Genomic DNA, 17368 nt, shown 5'->3' on the forward strand with positions numbered 1-17368 from the left:
AGAGGGGCGAAATAAAGGGAGTTTTTGGTGTGGATCTGAAATTCGAAGATGTAGTGAAGATTGACAGGCGAATGGTGGCAGGTACTGTATCAGCAGGTGAAAAGGGCGGCGTTGAAGGGGAGATAATTTAGGCGTCAGTCAGGAGTAAAGCTATTCCGGAGGTGAAAGTGGTGCGTCGTAATAAAATAACTATAGTAGGTTCCGGGAATGTAGGTGCATCTGCGGCCCAGAGGATTATGGAGAAATCTCTCGGAGATGTTGTATTAATTGATATCATAGAGGGGATTCCGCAAGGTAAGGCGCTTGATATACTTGAAGCTGCATCTTTGAGTTGTTCTGATGTACATGTTACTGGAACCAATAACTATGATGACACGGCTGGGTCCGACATAGTAGTCATTACAGCGGGTCTTGCAAGAAAACCTGGCATGAGCCGCAGAGACCTGCTGGAAAAGAATGCAGGCATAGTAAAGGGTGTAACATCAGAAGTCGTGAAGAGGTCTCCTGACTCTATACTTATTGTAGTGACAAACCCAATGGACCTGATGGCATATGTTTCGTATACTGTCTCAGGTTTTCCAAAACATCGTGTAATAGGAATGGGTGGTGTTCTTGATTCCTCGCGCTTTAAGTGTTTTATTGCATCTGAACTGAATGTATCTTCCGACAATATTCAGGCATTTGTTCTTGGCGGGCATGGAGATCTTATGGTGCCTCTTGCGAGATTTTCAACTGTAGCCGGGATCCCTATAACTGACCTGCTGTCAAAGGCATGCATTGACAAGATGGCAGAACGTACAAAGTTTGGAGGCGGGGAGATTGTAGAACTGCTTAAGACAGGAAGCGCCTATGTCGCCCCGGCAGCTTCCATAGTTGAAATGGTTGAGGCAATACTCCGTGACAGGAAAAAGATAATGCCGTGTTCAGCTTATCTGGATGGAGAGTATGGTATGAAGGGGATATTTTCAGGTGTGCCTGTAAAACTTGGGAGCAAGGGGATAGAAGATATTATTGAAATAAAGCTTACAGATGAAGAGAAGGATGCCTTTTCCAGGTCTGCAGAAATGATAAGGAGCGGAGTAGAGGAGCTGAAGGAATTTCTAAAATGAGACGCATTCATTTTAACGACATTGTAGATAAGGTCAGGGACATGTGTATGGATGCGAATTACAACCTCAGCGCAGATGTCACTGCGGCGTATGAAAAGGCGCTTGAAACAGAGAGGTCTCCCCTTGGGCAGGAGGTCCTCAGGCAGATTATTCAAAATTCTGAGATAGCAGCGAAGGAGGCAATGCCGCTTTGCCAGGATACAGGTCTTGCTGTATTTTTCGTAGAGATTGGTCAGGATGTATCCATTGCAGGCGGCCTTTTGAGTGATGCCATAAATGAAGGAGTGAGGCAGGGGTACAGTAAGGGATATCTCCGGAAATCTGTTGTCGAAGAACCTGTTTTCAACAGGAGAAATACCTCAGACAACACTCCGGCCATTATCCATACTGAAATTGTTGCAGGTGAGGAGATCAGGATCAAACTGGATATTGCAGGCGGCGGTTGTGAAAATATGGCAGCGCTGAAGATGCTTCGTCCTGCTGATGGAATAGAAGGGGTGAAGAACTTTGTTGTTGATTCTGTGAGAAATGCTGCTGCAAATCCCTGCCCGCCTGTAGTCGTGGGGGTGGGCATAGGGGGTGACTTTGAAAAGGCGGCGATCCTTGCAAAAAAAGCCCTGTTAAGACCTGTGGGTCAGCCTAATGCAAGGATGGATGTGGCAGCCCTTGAGGAAGACCTCCTTAAGAGGGTTAATCAGACCGGCATCGGGCCGGTAGGCCTTGGCGGCACTACAACGGCCTTTGCAGTGCACGTTGAGGTGCACCCATGCCATATCGCAAGCCTTCCCGTAGCTGTAAATATTGGATGTCATTCCAGCAGGCATAAGAGTATAGTGATTTAGAGAAAGCAGGTGCTATGTCAGTTAAAAAGTTAAAGACTCCATTGACAGATGCTGTAATTTCAGACCTCAGGGCCGGCGACAGGATAGAAATCAGCGGTGTTTTGTATACAGCAAGGGATGCTGCTCACAAGAGACTTGTTCAGATGATCAGGGATGGGGAGAAGTTGCCCTTTGATCTTGCCGGGCAGGTAATATATTTTGTCGGCCCCACACCTGCAAAACCAGGGATGCCTATAGGGTCAGCAGGCCCCACTACAAGCGGAAGGATGGATCCGTATTCTCCGTTCCTTATAGAGCACGGACTTAAAGGAATGATCGGCAAGGGTGGCCGGGGCAAAGAAGTGGTAGAGGCAATGCTCAGACACAAATGTGTCTATTTTGCAGCAATCGGCGGCGTTGCTGCACTACTGTCGAAAAAGATTAAGAAGGCTGAAGTTATAGCCTTTGATGACCTTGGTACGGAGGCTGTTCGTAGGATCGAAGTGGAAGACTTTCCAGTTATCGTCATAAATGACATACATGGCGGTGACATGTATAAAAAAGGCATGTCTGAGTATTCAATCTCTTAACCTTTTTTAAAAAACATGCAAGATTCGTGCTTATTTTCTTTACTTGAATACCTGTTTGTGATATAGTTCAGTCCGAATCGTTCTCCAAAATCATGCGTATTACAAGTAAATGGAAGCTCCTGATTGGGATAATATATATTGCTCTGTTTACTGTAATTGTTGCGGGTTTTCTTGCGGGTGATAAAGATGTCCACAAAAGGCAATCGGTTATGCAGACTCTGGGGGATACAGCACAAAAGATAGAGGACTTCTATCTAACCAGGATCGCCAACTCTAAAATAGAGTGGGAAGTGGGGGCGAGAAACGCCACGATAGCAAGCGGGGAGGAAGATGCCGTGCTGCAGAATATAAATATTACCCACATGACCCCTTCCGGCTCAACCATAGTATTAACTGCGGATAATGGAAGATACAATGTAGGTACTAACTCTTTCTTTATTGAAAAGGGAGAGAATGACGTTAGCATAAGAATAGCGCAGGATATAGTGATTAATGTCGGAGACCTTGTCTGGTCAGATGAGGACAGACAGGTTCGAAGTTCCGGAATGGTTCGTGTTACGGGCCAGACTTTTGTTCTTGATGGTGAAGAACTTGTAGCGGACCTCGACACTGGAGTTTATGAGATCAGGAAAAATATCAAGGCAAGGATTTGGTAGGCGCCGGACTCTGGCTGTTTTCATGTCCATTGTCATGCTGCTTGCTTTGCCGGTAGTTTGTACAGGCCAGAATGATTCTGTAACCAGGTTTGTCAGTCAGGATCAGGGGAGGCCGCTTACCATTACTTCAAGCAGGATGATACTGAATAATCAGTTAAATACGATAATATTTGAGGGTAATGTCACTATTGCGCAGGATGCGATGACACTTAAGGCCGATACAGTGGATGCAGTGTTTGAACCTGCAGCAGGATCAGAAAGTAGCCATACAGAAGGAGCAGAAAGGAAGAGGACCCTTTCTACTATAACTGCCACAGGAGATATAAAGTTTATTCAGGGATTGAGGACAGTCTATGCAAACAGGGCTGTCTATTTCAAGAAAGATGAAAAGGTCGTTTTTACAGGTTCTCCAAATATCCGGGAGGGACAGGACGAATTAAGAGGAGAGAAAATAACAGTATTTATTCTGGAAGACAGGGTCGTTGTTGAAGGAGGAGAAGCAATAATACATCCAAAGTAGGTGAGTGATGACCAGCCTTAGGATTGAGAATATAGAGAAATACTATAAAAACCGAAAAGCAGTAGATAACGTAAGTATAACGGTTAATCAGGGGGAGGTAGTAGGGGTTCTTGGTCCTAACGGGGCAGGAAAGACTACTATATTTTCTGTCATAATCGGATTATTAAAACCTACTTCAGGCCGCATATTACTTGGGGATATGGATATCACATATCTCCCTACATATAAGAGGGCAAGGCTTGGTTTATGCTACCTTCCACAGGAACCGTCAATATTCAGAAAACTGACAGTGGAAGAAAATATTATGGCCATACTTGAGTTTCAGGCTATGTCTTCATATGAGCGCACTGACACTTTAAATCGTCTGATGAAAGAGCTCAATATAAATAATCTGGCAGGCCAGCCGGCCAATACACTGTCGGGCGGCGAGAGAAGGCGAGTTGAAATCGCCCGTGCGCTTGCCTCTTCTCCTGCCTTTATCTTCCTTGACGAGCCGTTCGCCGGCATAGATCCCATTTCTATAATTGACCTGCAGCATATCATCAGTCAGTTGAAAAACAGGAATATAGGTGTCCTGATAACAGACCATAATGTTCAGCATACGCTTGAAGTATGCGACAGGGTTTACATATTAAATGAGGGTGTGATACTTAAATCCGGCACTCCGCATGATATTGCATCGAGCGTTGAAGTCAAGGCCAAATATCTCGGGGAGAGATTTAAGCTTGATAATCTTTAGAAATCAACATCAGGAGGGGACGCGATGGACACGAAATTAGACCTTAGACTTACACAGAAACTTATCATGACCCCTCAGCTCCAGCAGGCCATAAAATTACTTCAACTGTCGAAGCTTGAACTGGAACAGACGGTTAATCAGGCCCTTCTTGAGAATCCCTTTCTCGATGAGGCACAGGTTGAAACAACGGAAACAGAGGAGGATGAGGCTTATAAGACGACTTCTGCGTCTGAGCTTGCCTCGAAGCCTGAAGACGATGAAGGAGGGGCCCTCTCGCCCCTTGATGGAGAAAATCTTAAATGGGGAGAATATTTATCTGACGATGGCTTTGATAATAAGGAGACGGGATATTATAAGGATAACGAAGAAGATGGAATGACCTATGATCAGATGTTGACAAGACCTTCATCCCTGTCTGATCACCTGTCGTGGCAGTTGAACCTTGCAACCTCTGATCCGGATATTATTAAGGCCGGTGATATTATCATTGGGAATCTCGATGACAATGGATACCTTCAATCCTCTCTTGAAGAGGTAACAGCCGCAAGCGGAGTATCAGTTGAAAAGGCCGGTGAGGCATTAAGCCTTCTGCAGCAGTTTGATCCCCCCGGCATTGCAGCAAGGGACTTGCGCGAGTGCCTGCTTATCCAGCTGGCACAGCTTGGCGTAAAAGGAACGATCGTAGAGACTATTGTTTCAGAGCATCTCTCTGATTTTGAGAAAAAGCGGTTTCCTGCCATCGCCCGCAGGCTTGGCATTACCCTGGAAGATCTGGCTCATGCCCTGAAGGTCATCGAGAGGCTTGAACCAAAGCCAGGCAGATTATTCTATGCATCGGACAATCTTGCTATAATTCCTGATGTCTTTGTAGTCAAGCATGAGGGAGAATATGTGGTATTGCTGAATGATGATGGTATTCCGAGACTTAAACTCAATCCCACATACAGACGGATGCTCAGGGGTGGTACTGAAATTGCTGATGAGGCAAAAGGATACCTTGAAGAGAAATTCCGTTCTGCCATCTGGATGATCAGAAGCATTGAACAGCGCAACAGGACAATTTATAAGGTGGCACAAAGCATAGTTAAATGTCAGGAGGACTTTCTTGAGAAAGGTATAAATAACCTGAAGCCCCTGACGCTGAGAGAGATTGCAGAGGATATTAACATGCATGAATCTACTGTAAGCCGTGTCACGCATAATAAATATATATGTACACCTCAGGGCATATTTGAATTAAAATACTTTTTCAGCAGCGGCCTTAATACAAGTGACGGAAATAGTTGTTCGTCAAAAAGTGTCAGGGACATGATCCACAAGCTTATTACGGATGAAAACCACCAGAAGCCGTTCAGTGACCAGCAGATTATGGAATATCTGAAAGGACAGCAGATTGAAATAGCAAGAAGGACTGTAGCCAAGTACAGGAAAGAATTAAAGATACCTTCTGCGAGCAGGCGTAGAAAACTATCAATATGAGATTTAACAATCTCCGAGTTGTCGTTATCAGCGGCCTGTCCGGGGCAGGCAGGAGCAGCGCACTCAAATGTTTCGAAGACCTTGGTTTTTTCTGCATAGACAATCTTCCTCCGCAATTACTTCCCAAATTTGTTGAATTGTGCACTCAGGCCAGGACTGATATCAGCAAGATTGCACTCGGGATCGATATCCGTGAGCGTGATTTTTTTTCTGAGTTCGAAAATGTTCTGAGTGAGTTGATGGCAGCAGGGTTCCCGATTGAAATAGTCTATCTTGAGGCACGGGACGAGATGCTAGTGCGGCGATTCAGTGAAACGAGGAGGCCTCACCCGCTGGCGATGAACAGGTCTGTCATAGACGGGATAAGGCTTGAGAGGGACATGCTCAGGTGGCTGCGTGACAAGGCCACACTGATAATTGACACTTCGGATTTCAGCATCCACCAGCTGAAGAACGAGGTCCTGAGGCATTTCTTTGAGGCTGAGAAGAATAAGAAAATAATGGTAAATATAATTTCCTTCGGTTTTAAATATGGGGTTCCATATGATGTTGACCTCCTGTTTGACATAAGGTTTCTTCCCAATCCCAATTTCGTGACTAATCTCAAGCCCTTGTCCGGCAGGGACAGAGAGGTCTCAGAATATCTTGAGGCAAGTCCTGTGACAGTGACCTTTCTGGAGAAATTCTTTCCCTTTATTGAATTTCTGATGTCACAGTATGAACAGGAAGGGAGATATTATCTGAGTATAGGCATTGGCTGTACAGGCGGCCGTCACAGGTCAGTATTCATCGCTGAGACGCTTCAAAGACATATTGAGCACATGGGTTATGATACTGCATTACGTCACAGAGATATCGAAAGGGTAAAGGTGTAACAGATGCCTTCTTATATCGTCGCGATAACAGGGGCAAGCGGGGCGGTCTACGGAACGCGCCTGATATCCTTCCTGGTCAAACATGGTTTTACTGTGCATCTGACTGTTACTAAAGAGGCATGGTGGATACTTAAAGATGAGGCAGAATTGTTTGCTGAAGGCACAGAAGATGAAATCAGATCATCATTGTGCGGCTATTTTGGGGTGTCACGCGAGATGCTTTATTATTATGATGAAAATAACATGAAGTCACCCATATCCAGCGGTTCGTTTCGCAGTAATGGAATGATTATTGTCCCTTGTTCTATGAAAACAGTTGCATCAGTAGCATCCGGAGTATCGTCTAATCTTGTCGGACGTTCTGCCGATGTTATATTAAAGGAGCAGAGGAAGCTGATTATAGTTCCGAGAGAAACGCCATTGAACACGGTGCATCTTAAAAACCTCCTTACCCTTTCAGAAATGGGAGTTCATATTATCCCGGCCATGCCGGCCTTCTACAACAAGCCGGAGACCATAGCAGATATGGTGGCATTTATTGTAGGACGCATTCTTGATGCGCTCTCTATTGACAATCAAATATACAGCAGATGGGATGGGAGGTAAAAGGTCTTGACTACTGTAATTATATTAAGTATAGTTACTATAGTTTTTAATCCGGAGGGTTCAGGTCAAGCCCCTTTGTCTCCGCAATTCAATGAATGCCTGAACCCATAAATAAAATATTGCCGGAGACAAATCATTCTGAGAGATGAGCAAAGACAAGAAGTATTATGCAAATGACATATGCAAACTATTTGATATCTCAAAAGCAACACTGTTTCGGTGGGAGAATGCAGGATTGATTTCGAATATCAGCAGGGACTGGCGTAACTGGCGCATTTACAGCAGGGACAACATTGAAGAAATAAGACAGATTATTCATTCAAAGGAAAAGAGATAAAGTAATGTTCTTCCGCAAAAAGAAAGCTGCGATCGGCATAGATATTGGTTCAAGTTCAATTAAAGTAATTCAGTTGACAGAATCAGAGGGGCGTTATACTCTTAACAAATTTGGAATTGCCGCACTGGCCCCTGAGATAATTGTTGACGGAACCGTGATGGATTCAGTAAGGTGTATTGAGACATTGCAGAATCTTATAAAGGAACAGGACATCACAATAAAGGATGCCGTTATATCCGTGTCCGGTAATTCAGTTATAGTAAAAAGAGTGACTTTGCCGCAGATGTCTGAAGATGAACTTGCTGAATCCATTAAATGGGAAGCAGAACAGTACATCCCCTTCGACATCAACGAAGTAAACATGGACTTTCAGATTCTGAATACTTTTACAGGCGCTGATGGAAAGCAGCAGATGAATGTCCTCCTGGCTGCTGTAAAGAAAGACAAGCTCACAGATTATTCTTCTCTTATTATTGAGGCAGGCCTGACCCCGGTAATAGTAGATATTGATTCATTTGCGATAGAGAATATGTATAACGCCAATTATGATATAAACGAGAATGAGACTGTTGCGCTCATTAACATAGGCGCCGGCATTACTAATATCAATATCCTGCAGGGGAGTATGTTTGCATTTACAAGAGATATCTCCATAGGCGGCAACAGATATACTGAATCCATACAAAAAGATCTCGGGCTTTCCTTTGATGATGCTGAAAAGATCAAGAAGGGAGAAACTGCTGAGGGTCCTGACACCTCTGACATTGATTCAATCATCGAGAACGTCTCAACAGAGATTACAAGTGAGATTACAAGGTCTTTTGGTTACTTCAAGGCAACTATGGGGAGTGAGAACATTAACAAGGTGCTTCTCAGCGGAGGGTCGTCAAAGATACGGAATCTGAATTCGTTCCTGCAGGAGAGGCTTGAACTTCCTGTGGAATTTATTAATCCATTCAGAATGATTGATATACCTCCTTCATTTGACTCGGATTATATCAATAGTATTGCCCCGCTTGCAGCTGTAGCTGTGGGACTTGGGCTAAGAAGGCTGGATAACAGATGATTAAAATAAACCTTCTTCTTACAAAGAAATCAAAGGGAGGTGTTGTAAATCTGAAGTTTGGAGTGCCATCTTCAGCCCTGTTTGTGATCATATCCGTTATTGTTGTTATTTTGCTGGAAGGATACACATGGTACTGGCTCAGCAGCACGAAATCATATCTTACTGCAGAAAAACAGACCCTTGAGGTGCGCCTGGCGGATTTAAGAGAAAAGGTCAAAGAGGTCGAGAGTTATGAAAAGGACAAAAAACTTTTTGAGCAGAAGATTTCTATCATCCAGAATTTGAAGAAGTCGCAAAAGGGGCCTGTAAGGGTATTGGATGAGGTCAGCAGGATGCTGCCTGAAAGGGTCTGGCTTATTTCAATAAGAGAAAAAGACGGAAGTATAATCGTCACAGGCGCAGGAATGACAAATGATGACATAGTAAAGTATGTGAACAATCTTAAATCATCCAGGTTATTTCAGAATGTCCAGTTAACAGAATCGAGGCAGGTTGTTGACACAGGTATTCCTGTGTACAACTTTAATCTTGTATTTAATATTAACCTTGAGTCGGTATAATAATTATGAACTTTGAGTCAATCGACAATATGCCACGTTCACAAAAGATCATCCTGATTGTCCTTTTGTTTGCGATAATCATAGGTGGTTTCGTTTATTTCATCTTCCTGCCAGGCAAGGCGCAGGTTGATGTCCTGTCTAAAAGTGTTTCTGATCTTAACCATGAAATCATGATTAATGAGGTAAAATTAAGGAGGCTTGATCAGCTCAAGATGGAGAATGCACAACTGCAGGCGCAGCTAAATGCACTGCGGGCACAGCTTCCGGCAGAGGCAGAAGTGTCAGGATTGCTTAAACAGATTTCTGATTTGAGCATCGAATCAGGATTAAGTGTCAAGTTATGGAAGCCGGGAGCGCGTAAGAAAGATCCATCCGGCCTGTATACTGAAATTCCGGTGGATGTAGAGGTATCTGGAGGATATCATGCACTTGGCTCCTTCTTTGACAAGGTAAGCAAGCTGCCCAGGATTGTTAATATTACAGGATTGAATATGGATTCAGCAAAGGTTTCAGGGCGAACTGTTTTTATTCAGGATAAATTTGTTGCCACTACATTTGCAGCAGAGGAGAAATAATATTAATTTAACTAATATGAAGACGCTTATTATAGTTGTCATATTATTTGTTTTATCCGGTTGTTCAGAACAGCCGGTGAATCCTGTCCAACAGCCCCCTGTTTCAAAGGCATCTGCCGGAGCCGGACAGGACAAGGATAGTGCTGCATCAACTGCCGGGACAGAGATGACAGCAGACGCACGTTTAGAGTATACTTACATGCCTGCCGGACGGAGGGACCCGTTCAAATCTCTTATTCTGGGATTAAAGGAGAAAAAGGTCGCCGGGCTTACTCCACTGCAGCTTAGGGGCCTGAGTGAATTAAAGGTTATAGGTATTATGTGGGACGGCAAGGCCTATACTGCCATGATAGAAACCCCTGATGGAAAGGGGTATCTGATTAAGGAAGGTGTGCTTGTAGGACCTGAAGGAGGAGTTGTCACCAGAATCTCAGCGGATGCTGTGACGATTGAAGAGAAATTCTCAGATATTTATGGAAGGAAGCAAACGAAAAAGACTGTATTGGGACTCCGTCCCAAAGAGGAGGCGGTGGATGAAGATATTTAATTTCAAGGCGGCTGTTTGTGTGTCACTCATAGCCGGATTTATTGTTGTCAGCCCGGCTTTGGGCGACCGGGTCAGTGCTTCTGAATATACCGGGGATGTGCAAACGCCTGACACGGCGGTATTGAAGAAGATTGACATTGTTGAGTTGCCGGCAAGTACGCAGATTCTGCTTGAAGCAGGAAATTCGTTAAAATATACATCCTTTACCCTGATGGACCCTCCAAGATTGGTTATAGATCTGCCAGGTGTTTCACTCGGTGAATTTACCAAACCTATTACAGTTGGCAAAGGGGCAGTTGTGGAGATCGTCCCGGTAGAGGCGGATCTGCCTTTAAGGGTTGCCAGATTAAGCATCAAGCTTGCAATTGACGTAAAGGATCCCCAGATATTCAGTAAATCAAATGTACTTATAATTGAAATACCATCAACAATGCCTGCCAGAGGCGCTGATAAGGCGACTGCCGTTCCTCCGCTTAATATGGTCAGGGAACTGATATTCAATGAGACCGGCGATAAGAGCAGCATCAGGATTGTTGCAGATAATGAAATCAATGCTGATGCTTTTATAGTCGAAGGAGACAAGCTTGTTGTTGACGTGAAAGATTCGGATAATTCGATAAAATCTTCCGAGAAGGTTGTGGAAAGCAGTCTTATTTCTAAAATCAGGATTGGAAATCATCCGGCGCCGTCCCATAAAGTCAGATTTGTTGCAGATCTCAAGAAGGCAGTCAAGTATGAAGTAAACAAACAGGGCAGGGAAATAACAATAGATGTTTATTCAAAAGGGGATAAGGGACGACCCAAGGTTCAGTTGGCATCAATTGCTCCGGTACCTGTTGGCGGAGATGGTAATCCCGGAGATACTAATTCTGCTGTAAGCACCACAGAAAAAACTCCTGCTGCAAGTGAAAAAAGTGAAGAAGTTGTGGCACCGAAGACTGCCGTTCAACCTGTTGCTGAACAGCCGCAGCCGCCTAAAGAAAAAAAGAGTGCAACGCCTTCACAGACGGCAAATGTCACACCGGAGAAGAAGAATGGTCAGAACAGCGTCAAGAAGGTATCACTTGATTTTCAGGATGCTGATATCGTAAATGTGCTGAGACTTCTCGCTGAGGTCAGCAAACTCAATATGATAATCGGCGACAATGTGAAAGGTAAAATAACCATCAAGATGCTTGATGTGCCCTGGGACCAGGCCCTCAACATCATCCTGAAAATGAAAGGACTCGGCAAGATATACGAGAACAACGTGGTCAGGATTGATACACTGGTAAACATAGCTCAGCAACAGGAAGAGGAGGCACGGGCCAAGGATGCCATGGTTAAGGCAGAGGACTTGTCTACAAAGATAATTCCTGTTAATTATGCGAAGGCAAAGGAGGTAGCCGACTCTATAAAGAAGACACTCAGTTCAAGGGGGGATATGACAATTGATGATCGCACCAATACCCTGATAGTTAAAGATGTGGCAGATAAACATGAAGAGATTGTCCAGCTTCTTAAAACACTTGACAGGCCGACACCTCAGGTTTTGATCGAGGCAAGGATTGTGCAGGCAGACTCCAACTTTGCAAAAGATCTCGGGGTGCAATGGGGCGGCAATTATACCTCCAGCCCGGGTGATTACACTATGAGTGTCGTATCCGGCCCATCAGGGACAGTAGGCGCACCTACAACAGGTTTTGCCGTTAATCTGCCTGCAAGTGGTCTTGCGGGATCAAAAGGGAGCGTTGGATTTACAATAGGAAAGACTGTTGGAGATGCGTTTAACCTTGATCTCAGGCTGTCTGCCGGAGAGACTAAGGGATTGACAAAGATACTGTCTGCTCCAAAGATTGCAACCCTTGACAACAGGGAAGCAATTATTCAACAGGGCGAATCCATTCCATACAAGACCTATTCTCAGGAAGGTACGAAGACAGAGTTTATTGATGCGACCCTGACTCTTAAAGTAATACCAAAGGTTACGCCTGATGGCCATATATCAATGAATATTAAAATTACCAAGAACCGTCAGGGGTCAATAGTAGTTGAAGGTACCCCGAGCATCAACAAAAAAGAGGCGACAACAGAGGTGCTCGTAAGAGATGGAGAAACGACTGTAATAGGCGGCATCTACGAATTGTCTGATACGGATAACGAAAATATGATCCCGTGGATACACAAGGTGCCTGTGCTTGGATGGTTATTCAAGAATACATCGAAATCAAATATAAAGAGCGAATTACTAATCTTTATTACACCTAAGATCATACCTGTAACTTCATGAGGGTTTTATGCTGCGCTTCCTGACAGCCGGGGAGTCTCATGGACAGCTTCTCATTGGAGTCATTGACGGCATCCCATCAGGGCTGGAACTTACCGCACAGGATATAAATCCGGATCTTGCCAGGCGCCAGATCGGCTATGGCCGCGGTGGCAGGATGCGGATTGAAAAAGATACAGCGGAGATTACCTGCGGCGTAAGATGGGGAAAGACCCTTGGAAGCCCGTTAGGCCTCTTAATCAGAAATAAAGACTGGGTAAATTGGACAGACAGGATGTCACCGGACCCTGCCCTGTCAGACTGCATCCCGCCTGAGACAAAACCAAGGCCAGGCCACGCAGACCTTTGCGGAATAATAAAATATGCTCACAATGATGTAAGAAACGTGCTCGAGAGGGCGAGCGCAAGAGAGACAGCGGTGAGGGTTGCTCTGGGCGCTGTTGCAAAGACTTTTTTGCGTTCGTTTTCTGTAAATATTTTAAGTCATGTAACAGAGATAGGCGGTGTCCGAGTGAAGCCCCGCAAGATGTCACTTGATGTGCTTTCAGACAGGGCCGAGAAATCGGATTTGCGTTGTGCTGACAAAAAGTCCGAAGCATTGATGAAAAAGAAGATTGATGAGGCGAAGAGGAAGGGTGATACTGTAGGAGGTGTGTTCGAGGTAATTGCGGCCAATGTCCCGCCAGGATTGGGAAGCTACGCACAATGGGACAGGAGGATGAATGCAAGGCTTGCATTTGCCGTAATGAGCATACAGGCCATAAAAGGTGTTGAGATCGGGATAGGTTTTGAGGCTGCAGGACGCTTTGGTTCTGACGTACACGATGCCATCTGCTATGACAGGAGTAAGCAAAAATTCTACAGAATGACAAACAGGGCTGGAGGGATTGAAGGGGGCATTACAAATGGTGAGAATATAATTGTGCGTGCGGCCATGAAGCCTATCGCAACGCTTTATTCCCCTATGGATTCAGTTGACATAAAGACCAGGAAACCGTTTAAGGCGACCGTTGAACGTTCTGATTACTGCGCAGTACCTGCCGCAAGCGTTGTAGGCGAGGCGATGGTGGCTGTTGAAATAGCCAATGCATTCCTTGAAAAATTTGGCGGTGATTCCATGGATGAAGTTCATCGGAATTATCAGGGTTACCTCGATTATATCAGCAAGATATAATAAAGCTCATTCATCAGTTAACCGTCATTTATCTTCGGAACTTGATATCAGAGTTTACAGGGATTTTCGGATGAACCGTCATGAGCCCTTCGACAAGCTCAGGGCTCACAAGGAGTCATGAAAAACGTCATTCCAGCGTAAGCGGGAATCCAGAGCGGGGCCTGATTCTGGATTCCCACTCCCCGCTTAAATCATGCGGGGACAGGTTCCGTGGGAATGACGGGTATACAGGAGCATTTTCAGGTGAATATCATCCTTACAGGCTTCATGGGCAGTGGAAAAACAGCAGTTGGCAGGAGCCTTGCCGGCAGGCTTGGTTACGCCTTTACAGATACGGACCTGCTTGTCGAGGCAAAGACAGGTAAAACCATAAACGAAATATTTGAGACAGATGGTGAGGCATTTTTCAGAAATCAGGAGACGATGATACTGGAAGAGCTGACAGGAGTCAATGAACGTGTAATATCTACAGGCGGCGGGATAGTTACAAAAGAGGAAAACATCATTAAGTTAAGAAAGATCGGTTTTATAATATGGCTTAAGGCATCTCCGGAGACGGTTTACAACAGGGTCTGCGATGAAAACCACCGGCCGCTTTTAAAAACAGATAACCCCCTTGAGCAGATTAAACGACTAATGTCCCGGCGTGAGCAGGCATATTCGAAGGCTGATTTAACGATTGACACAGACGGGCTTGAAGTTGATGATATAGTTGACATTATAATAGAAAAGGCAATGGGGAGAACGTAACCCTATGGATATAAAAAAAGTCAGGGTAGAGCTGGGACAGCGGAGCTATGATATATGCATAGGTCATGGCATACTTCAGGGACTCGCCGGTCACATGAAAATGCTTCCTGCAGGCAGGAAGGGTGCGATAATCACGAATCCAGGGTTAAACAAACTCTACGGTGAATCACTGAGCCGCAATCTGTCAGCCGAGGGTTACAGGATAACGACCATTGAAATTCCCGCAGGAGAGCGATACAAGACACTGAAATCTGTCAGCAGGATTTACGATATTCTTATCGGAGAAAAGTTTGAAAGAAACTCTTTCATAATAGCCCTTGGCGGAGGAGTCATCGGAGATATAGCCGGATTTGCAGCTGCGACATATCTCCGTGGCATCCCGTATATACAGATACCCACGTCTTTACTGGCCCAGGTTGACAGCAGTGTGGGCGGTAAGACCGGAGTTGACCACGCCCTTGGCAAGAACCTGATCGGTGCATTCTATCAGCCTCTCCTTGTATGGATAGATGCAGGTGTACTGAAGAGCCTCCCGAGGCGTGAACTTATCTCAGGTATGGGTGAGGTCATAAAGTACGGTGTCATAGCAGATGAGCAATTCTTTAAATTTACGGAAGAACGAATACGGGATATCCTGTCACTGAATGAAGACAGCCTTATACACACAGTATCCAGGTCTTGTGAGATAAAGGCAATGATAGTGGCCTCTGACGAAAGAGAGAGCGGTTTAAGGGCAATCCTGAACTTTGGCCACACGATGGGTCATGCAGTGGAGACAGCCACAGGCTACAGGAAATACAGGCACGGAGAGGCTGTGGCAATGGGCATGGTCTTCGCTGCAAAGCTTGCCGCTGGTCTGGGGTTATGCCGGGCGGATGTTTCTGAACGGATAGAGGGCCTTTGCAGGTCTGCCGGCCTCAGGACATCTCTCCCTGTTAAAGATATTTCAGTGCTTATGGATATCCTCCGCAGGGATAAAAAGGTTGTCAATGAGAAGTTACGATTTGTACTGCCTCTCAGGATTGGAGAGGTAAAGATAGTTGAAGATGTTGACAATGATGTCTTGCAGAGCACCCTACAATTATGTTACACTACTGACAAATCTGAAAAATAAGTCTTTCGTATGGAAAAAGATCACCAGGATGCCATAACAAATCTCAACTATAAAATAATAGAGCTTTCCACCCTTTATGAGATCGCCAGACGGTTAGGGGCATCAGTAGACCCCAGGGTGACACTTAGTTCCATACTTGAGATCCTGTCGGAGAGCATGGGTATGAGTCGCGGTACTCTTACACTTCTTGATCCCGAGACCAGACAGCTCTATATAGAATTTGCCCATGGCCTGACTCCTGAAGAAAAGAAACGCGGCATTTACAGGATAGGCGAAGGCATTACCGGCAAGGTCGTTGAGACGGGAGAGCCTATTATCGTGCCTGATGTAGGCAGGGAGCCTCTTTTCCTGAACAGGACAAGATCGCGGGGGGATATCAAAAGGGACAACATCTCCTTCATCTGCGTCCCGGTCAAGGTAAAGGGAGAGACAATAGGTGTAGTAAGTGTTGACAGGCTTTTTACGGATAAGTCCGTTTCCCTTGATGAGGATGTACGTATACTTACTATCGTAGCCTCATTAATTGGACAGGCCATAACAACAGCAAAATCGGTTGAACAGGAAAAGAAAAATCTGCTCAGAGAGAAAATGACCCTGCAGAGGGAGCTAAAGTCTCCATACCGCTTTGCAAATATCGTGTTTGTTAGCGACAAGATGAGGGATGTCCTCGACTCTGCATGGAGGGTAAGCCAGAGCAAGGCAACCGTATTGTTAAGAGGGGAGAGCGGAACCGGCAAGGAGTTAATAGCAAGGACAATACACTATCACAGCAAGCGCTGCGACAAAGCTTTCATCAGCGTCAATTGTGCGGCCATCCCAGACACACTCATTGAAAGCGATCTGTTCGGCCATGTAAAAGGGGCATTTACAGGGGCATTGAATGAGAAGAGGGGGCGGTTTGAGATGGCGGATGGCGGGACACTCTTTCTTGATGAGATAGGTGACATCCCCCCGCCGACTCAGGTAAAACTGCTCAGGGTGCTTCAGGAGAGGAGGTTTGAGCGGGTTGGAAGCTCAAAGGGCATAACGGTTGATGTGAGGATAATTGCTGCAACCAACCGGAATCTTGAAGAGGCTGTCAGGGATGGGAAATTCCGTGAAGACCTCTACTACAGGTTAAACGTCGTGCCTGTCAGGATACCTTCTCTAAGGGAGAGGAAAGAAGATATACCGCCTCTTGTTGGTCATTTCCTGCAGCTCTATAATGAAGAGAATGGCAGGGATGTCAAGATATCCAATGAGGCGCTTGATACACTCCTTATGCATGACTGGCCCGGCAATGTCCGGGAACTTGAAAATTGCATAGAGAGGATGATCGTGATGGCAAAGAATGACCTTTTAATGACCGAGGACGTCCCTATCACCATTGATGCCAAAATCACAAACAACATCTCCGGCATGAGTGAAACGCATGGTCATGCGAAGACGCTTGATCACACTATAGAAGACATGGAGAAGGAGAAGATACTTGAGGCGTTAAGACGGGCTGGTTTTGTTCAGGCCAGGGCAGCCAGGCAACTTGGCATCACATCGCGGCAGATAGGCTATAAAATCAGGAAATACGGGATTACCACTCCATGATTC

At 45.3% G+C, this 17368-nt stretch carries 19 protein-coding genes; all 19 read left to right on the top strand.

The window, feature by feature from the left end; all coding sequences use genetic code 11:
* The first annotated feature begins 170 nt into the window (after nucleotides 1–170).
* The gene (mdh, locus tag IT393_00375; protein ID MCC7201112.1) at nucleotides 171–1109 is read left to right on the top strand and encodes a malate dehydrogenase; all 939 of its coding nucleotides are present in this window, start codon (nucleotides 171–173) and stop codon (nucleotides 1107–1109) included.
* Complete coding sequence (locus tag IT393_00380; protein ID MCC7201113.1) at nucleotides 1106–1951, top strand: fumarate hydratase; 846 nt, start codon at nucleotides 1106–1108, stop codon at nucleotides 1949–1951. The genes mdh and IT393_00380 overlap by 4 nt, the downstream gene beginning before the upstream one ends.
* Before the next feature lie 14 nt (nucleotides 1952–1965).
* Nucleotides 1966–2520 carry a Fe-S-containing hydro-lyase gene (locus IT393_00385; protein MCC7201114.1) on the top strand — a complete coding sequence of 185 codons (555 nt, stop codon included), beginning with the start codon at nucleotides 1966–1968 and terminating at the stop codon, nucleotides 2518–2520.
* Nucleotides 2521–2612: 92 nt separating this feature from the next.
* The gene (lptC, locus tag IT393_00390) at nucleotides 2613–3176 is read left to right on the top strand and encodes an LPS export ABC transporter periplasmic protein LptC (protein MCC7201115.1); all 564 of its coding nucleotides are present in this window, start codon (nucleotides 2613–2615) and stop codon (nucleotides 3174–3176) included.
* 22 nt (nucleotides 3177–3198) lie between these two features.
* A complete protein-coding gene (locus IT393_00395) occupies nucleotides 3199–3696 on the top strand; it encodes a hypothetical protein (GenBank protein ID MCC7201116.1) in 498 nt (165 codons plus the stop codon).
* 7 nt (nucleotides 3697–3703) lie between these two features.
* Nucleotides 3704–4435 (top strand): LPS export ABC transporter ATP-binding protein, encoded by a 732-nt coding sequence (gene lptB / locus IT393_00400; protein ID MCC7201117.1) that lies wholly within the window; start codon nucleotides 3704–3706, stop codon nucleotides 4433–4435.
* Between the two features lie 24 nt (nucleotides 4436–4459).
* The gene (rpoN, locus tag IT393_00405; GenBank protein ID MCC7201118.1) at nucleotides 4460–5914 is read left to right on the top strand and encodes an RNA polymerase factor sigma-54; all 1455 of its coding nucleotides are present in this window, start codon (nucleotides 4460–4462) and stop codon (nucleotides 5912–5914) included.
* Complete coding sequence (rapZ, locus tag IT393_00410) at nucleotides 5911–6789, top strand: RNase adapter RapZ (protein MCC7201119.1); 879 nt, start codon at nucleotides 5911–5913, stop codon at nucleotides 6787–6789. Before rpoN ends, rapZ begins: the two co-directional genes overlap by 4 nt.
* 3 nt (nucleotides 6790–6792) lie before the next feature.
* Entirely contained in the window at nucleotides 6793–7395 is a 603-nt protein-coding gene (locus tag IT393_00415) for a UbiX family flavin prenyltransferase (protein MCC7201120.1), read from the top strand.
* Between the two features lie 145 nt (nucleotides 7396–7540).
* Nucleotides 7541–7732: a MerR family transcriptional regulator gene (locus IT393_00420; GenBank protein ID MCC7201121.1), complete on the top strand. Its 192-nt coding sequence runs from the start codon at nucleotides 7541–7543 to the stop codon at nucleotides 7730–7732.
* A gap of 4 nt (nucleotides 7733–7736) precedes the next feature.
* Nucleotides 7737–8798 carry a type IV pilus assembly protein PilM gene (gene pilM, locus IT393_00425; protein MCC7201122.1) on the top strand — a complete coding sequence of 354 codons (1062 nt, stop codon included), beginning with the start codon at nucleotides 7737–7739 and terminating at the stop codon, nucleotides 8796–8798.
* Nucleotides 8795–9358 (top strand): PilN domain-containing protein, encoded by a 564-nt coding sequence (locus IT393_00430; protein MCC7201123.1) that lies wholly within the window; start codon nucleotides 8795–8797, stop codon nucleotides 9356–9358. The genes pilM and IT393_00430 overlap by 4 nt, the downstream gene beginning before the upstream one ends.
* Before the next feature lie 5 nt (nucleotides 9359–9363).
* Nucleotides 9364–9933 (top strand): type 4a pilus biogenesis protein PilO, encoded by a 570-nt coding sequence (gene pilO / locus IT393_00435; GenBank protein MCC7201124.1) that lies wholly within the window; start codon nucleotides 9364–9366, stop codon nucleotides 9931–9933.
* A gap of 16 nt (nucleotides 9934–9949) precedes the next feature.
* Complete coding sequence (locus IT393_00440; GenBank protein MCC7201125.1) at nucleotides 9950–10480, top strand: pilus assembly protein PilP; 531 nt, start codon at nucleotides 9950–9952, stop codon at nucleotides 10478–10480.
* Entirely contained in the window at nucleotides 10467–12749 is a 2283-nt protein-coding gene (pilQ, locus tag IT393_00445) for a type IV pilus secretin PilQ (protein MCC7201126.1), read from the top strand. The genes IT393_00440 and pilQ overlap by 14 nt, the downstream gene beginning before the upstream one ends.
* A 7-nt stretch (nucleotides 12750–12756) precedes the next feature.
* The gene (gene aroC / locus IT393_00450) at nucleotides 12757–13920 is read left to right on the top strand and encodes a chorismate synthase (GenBank protein MCC7201127.1); all 1164 of its coding nucleotides are present in this window, start codon (nucleotides 12757–12759) and stop codon (nucleotides 13918–13920) included.
* 243 nt (nucleotides 13921–14163) lie between these two features.
* Nucleotides 14164–14670, top strand: coding sequence for a shikimate kinase (locus IT393_00455; GenBank protein MCC7201128.1), 507 nt, complete (start codon nucleotides 14164–14166; stop codon nucleotides 14668–14670).
* A 10-nt stretch (nucleotides 14671–14680) separates the two neighbouring features.
* Entirely contained in the window at nucleotides 14681–15784 is a 1104-nt protein-coding gene (locus IT393_00460) for a 3-dehydroquinate synthase (GenBank protein MCC7201129.1), read from the top strand.
* Between the two features lie 9 nt (nucleotides 15785–15793).
* Complete coding sequence (nifA, locus tag IT393_00465) at nucleotides 15794–17365, top strand: nif-specific transcriptional activator NifA (protein MCC7201130.1); 1572 nt, start codon at nucleotides 15794–15796, stop codon at nucleotides 17363–17365.
* Nucleotides 17366–17368 lie beyond the last annotated feature (3 nt).

This window comes from Nitrospirota bacterium, assembly GCA_020851375.1.
GTDB lineage: Bacteria > Nitrospirota > 9FT-COMBO-42-15 > HDB-SIOI813 > HDB-SIOI813 > RBG-16-43-11.

Coding starts and splice junctions, on each gene's coding strand:
- IT393_00395 (MCC7201116.1), top strand. CDS start 3,199: ATGTCCATTGTCATGCTGCTTGCTTTGCCGGTAGTTTGTACAGGCCAG.
- rapZ (MCC7201119.1), top strand. CDS start 5,911: ATGAGATTTAACAATCTCCGAGTTGTCGTTATCAGCGGCCTGTCCGGG.
- aroC (MCC7201127.1), top strand. CDS start 12,757: ATGCTGCGCTTCCTGACAGCCGGGGAGTCTCATGGACAGCTTCTCATT.
- lptC (MCC7201115.1), top strand. CDS start 2,613: ATGCGTATTACAAGTAAATGGAAGCTCCTGATTGGGATAATATATATT.
- rpoN (MCC7201118.1), top strand. CDS start 4,460: ATGGACACGAAATTAGACCTTAGACTTACACAGAAACTTATCATGACC.
- IT393_00415 (MCC7201120.1), top strand. CDS start 6,793: ATGCCTTCTTATATCGTCGCGATAACAGGGGCAAGCGGGGCGGTCTAC.
- lptB (MCC7201117.1), top strand. CDS start 3,704: ATGACCAGCCTTAGGATTGAGAATATAGAGAAATACTATAAAAACCGA.
- IT393_00380 (MCC7201113.1), top strand. CDS start 1,106: ATGAGACGCATTCATTTTAACGACATTGTAGATAAGGTCAGGGACATG.
- IT393_00430 (MCC7201123.1), top strand. CDS start 8,795: ATGATTAAAATAAACCTTCTTCTTACAAAGAAATCAAAGGGAGGTGTT.
- pilO (MCC7201124.1), top strand. CDS start 9,364: ATGAACTTTGAGTCAATCGACAATATGCCACGTTCACAAAAGATCATC.
- nifA (MCC7201130.1), top strand. CDS start 15,794: ATGGAAAAAGATCACCAGGATGCCATAACAAATCTCAACTATAAAATA.
- IT393_00420 (MCC7201121.1), top strand. CDS start 7,541: ATGAGCAAAGACAAGAAGTATTATGCAAATGACATATGCAAACTATTT.
- pilQ (MCC7201126.1), top strand. CDS start 10,467: ATGAAGATATTTAATTTCAAGGCGGCTGTTTGTGTGTCACTCATAGCC.
- IT393_00385 (MCC7201114.1), top strand. CDS start 1,966: ATGTCAGTTAAAAAGTTAAAGACTCCATTGACAGATGCTGTAATTTCA.
- IT393_00440 (MCC7201125.1), top strand. CDS start 9,950: ATGAAGACGCTTATTATAGTTGTCATATTATTTGTTTTATCCGGTTGT.
- pilM (MCC7201122.1), top strand. CDS start 7,737: ATGTTCTTCCGCAAAAAGAAAGCTGCGATCGGCATAGATATTGGTTCA.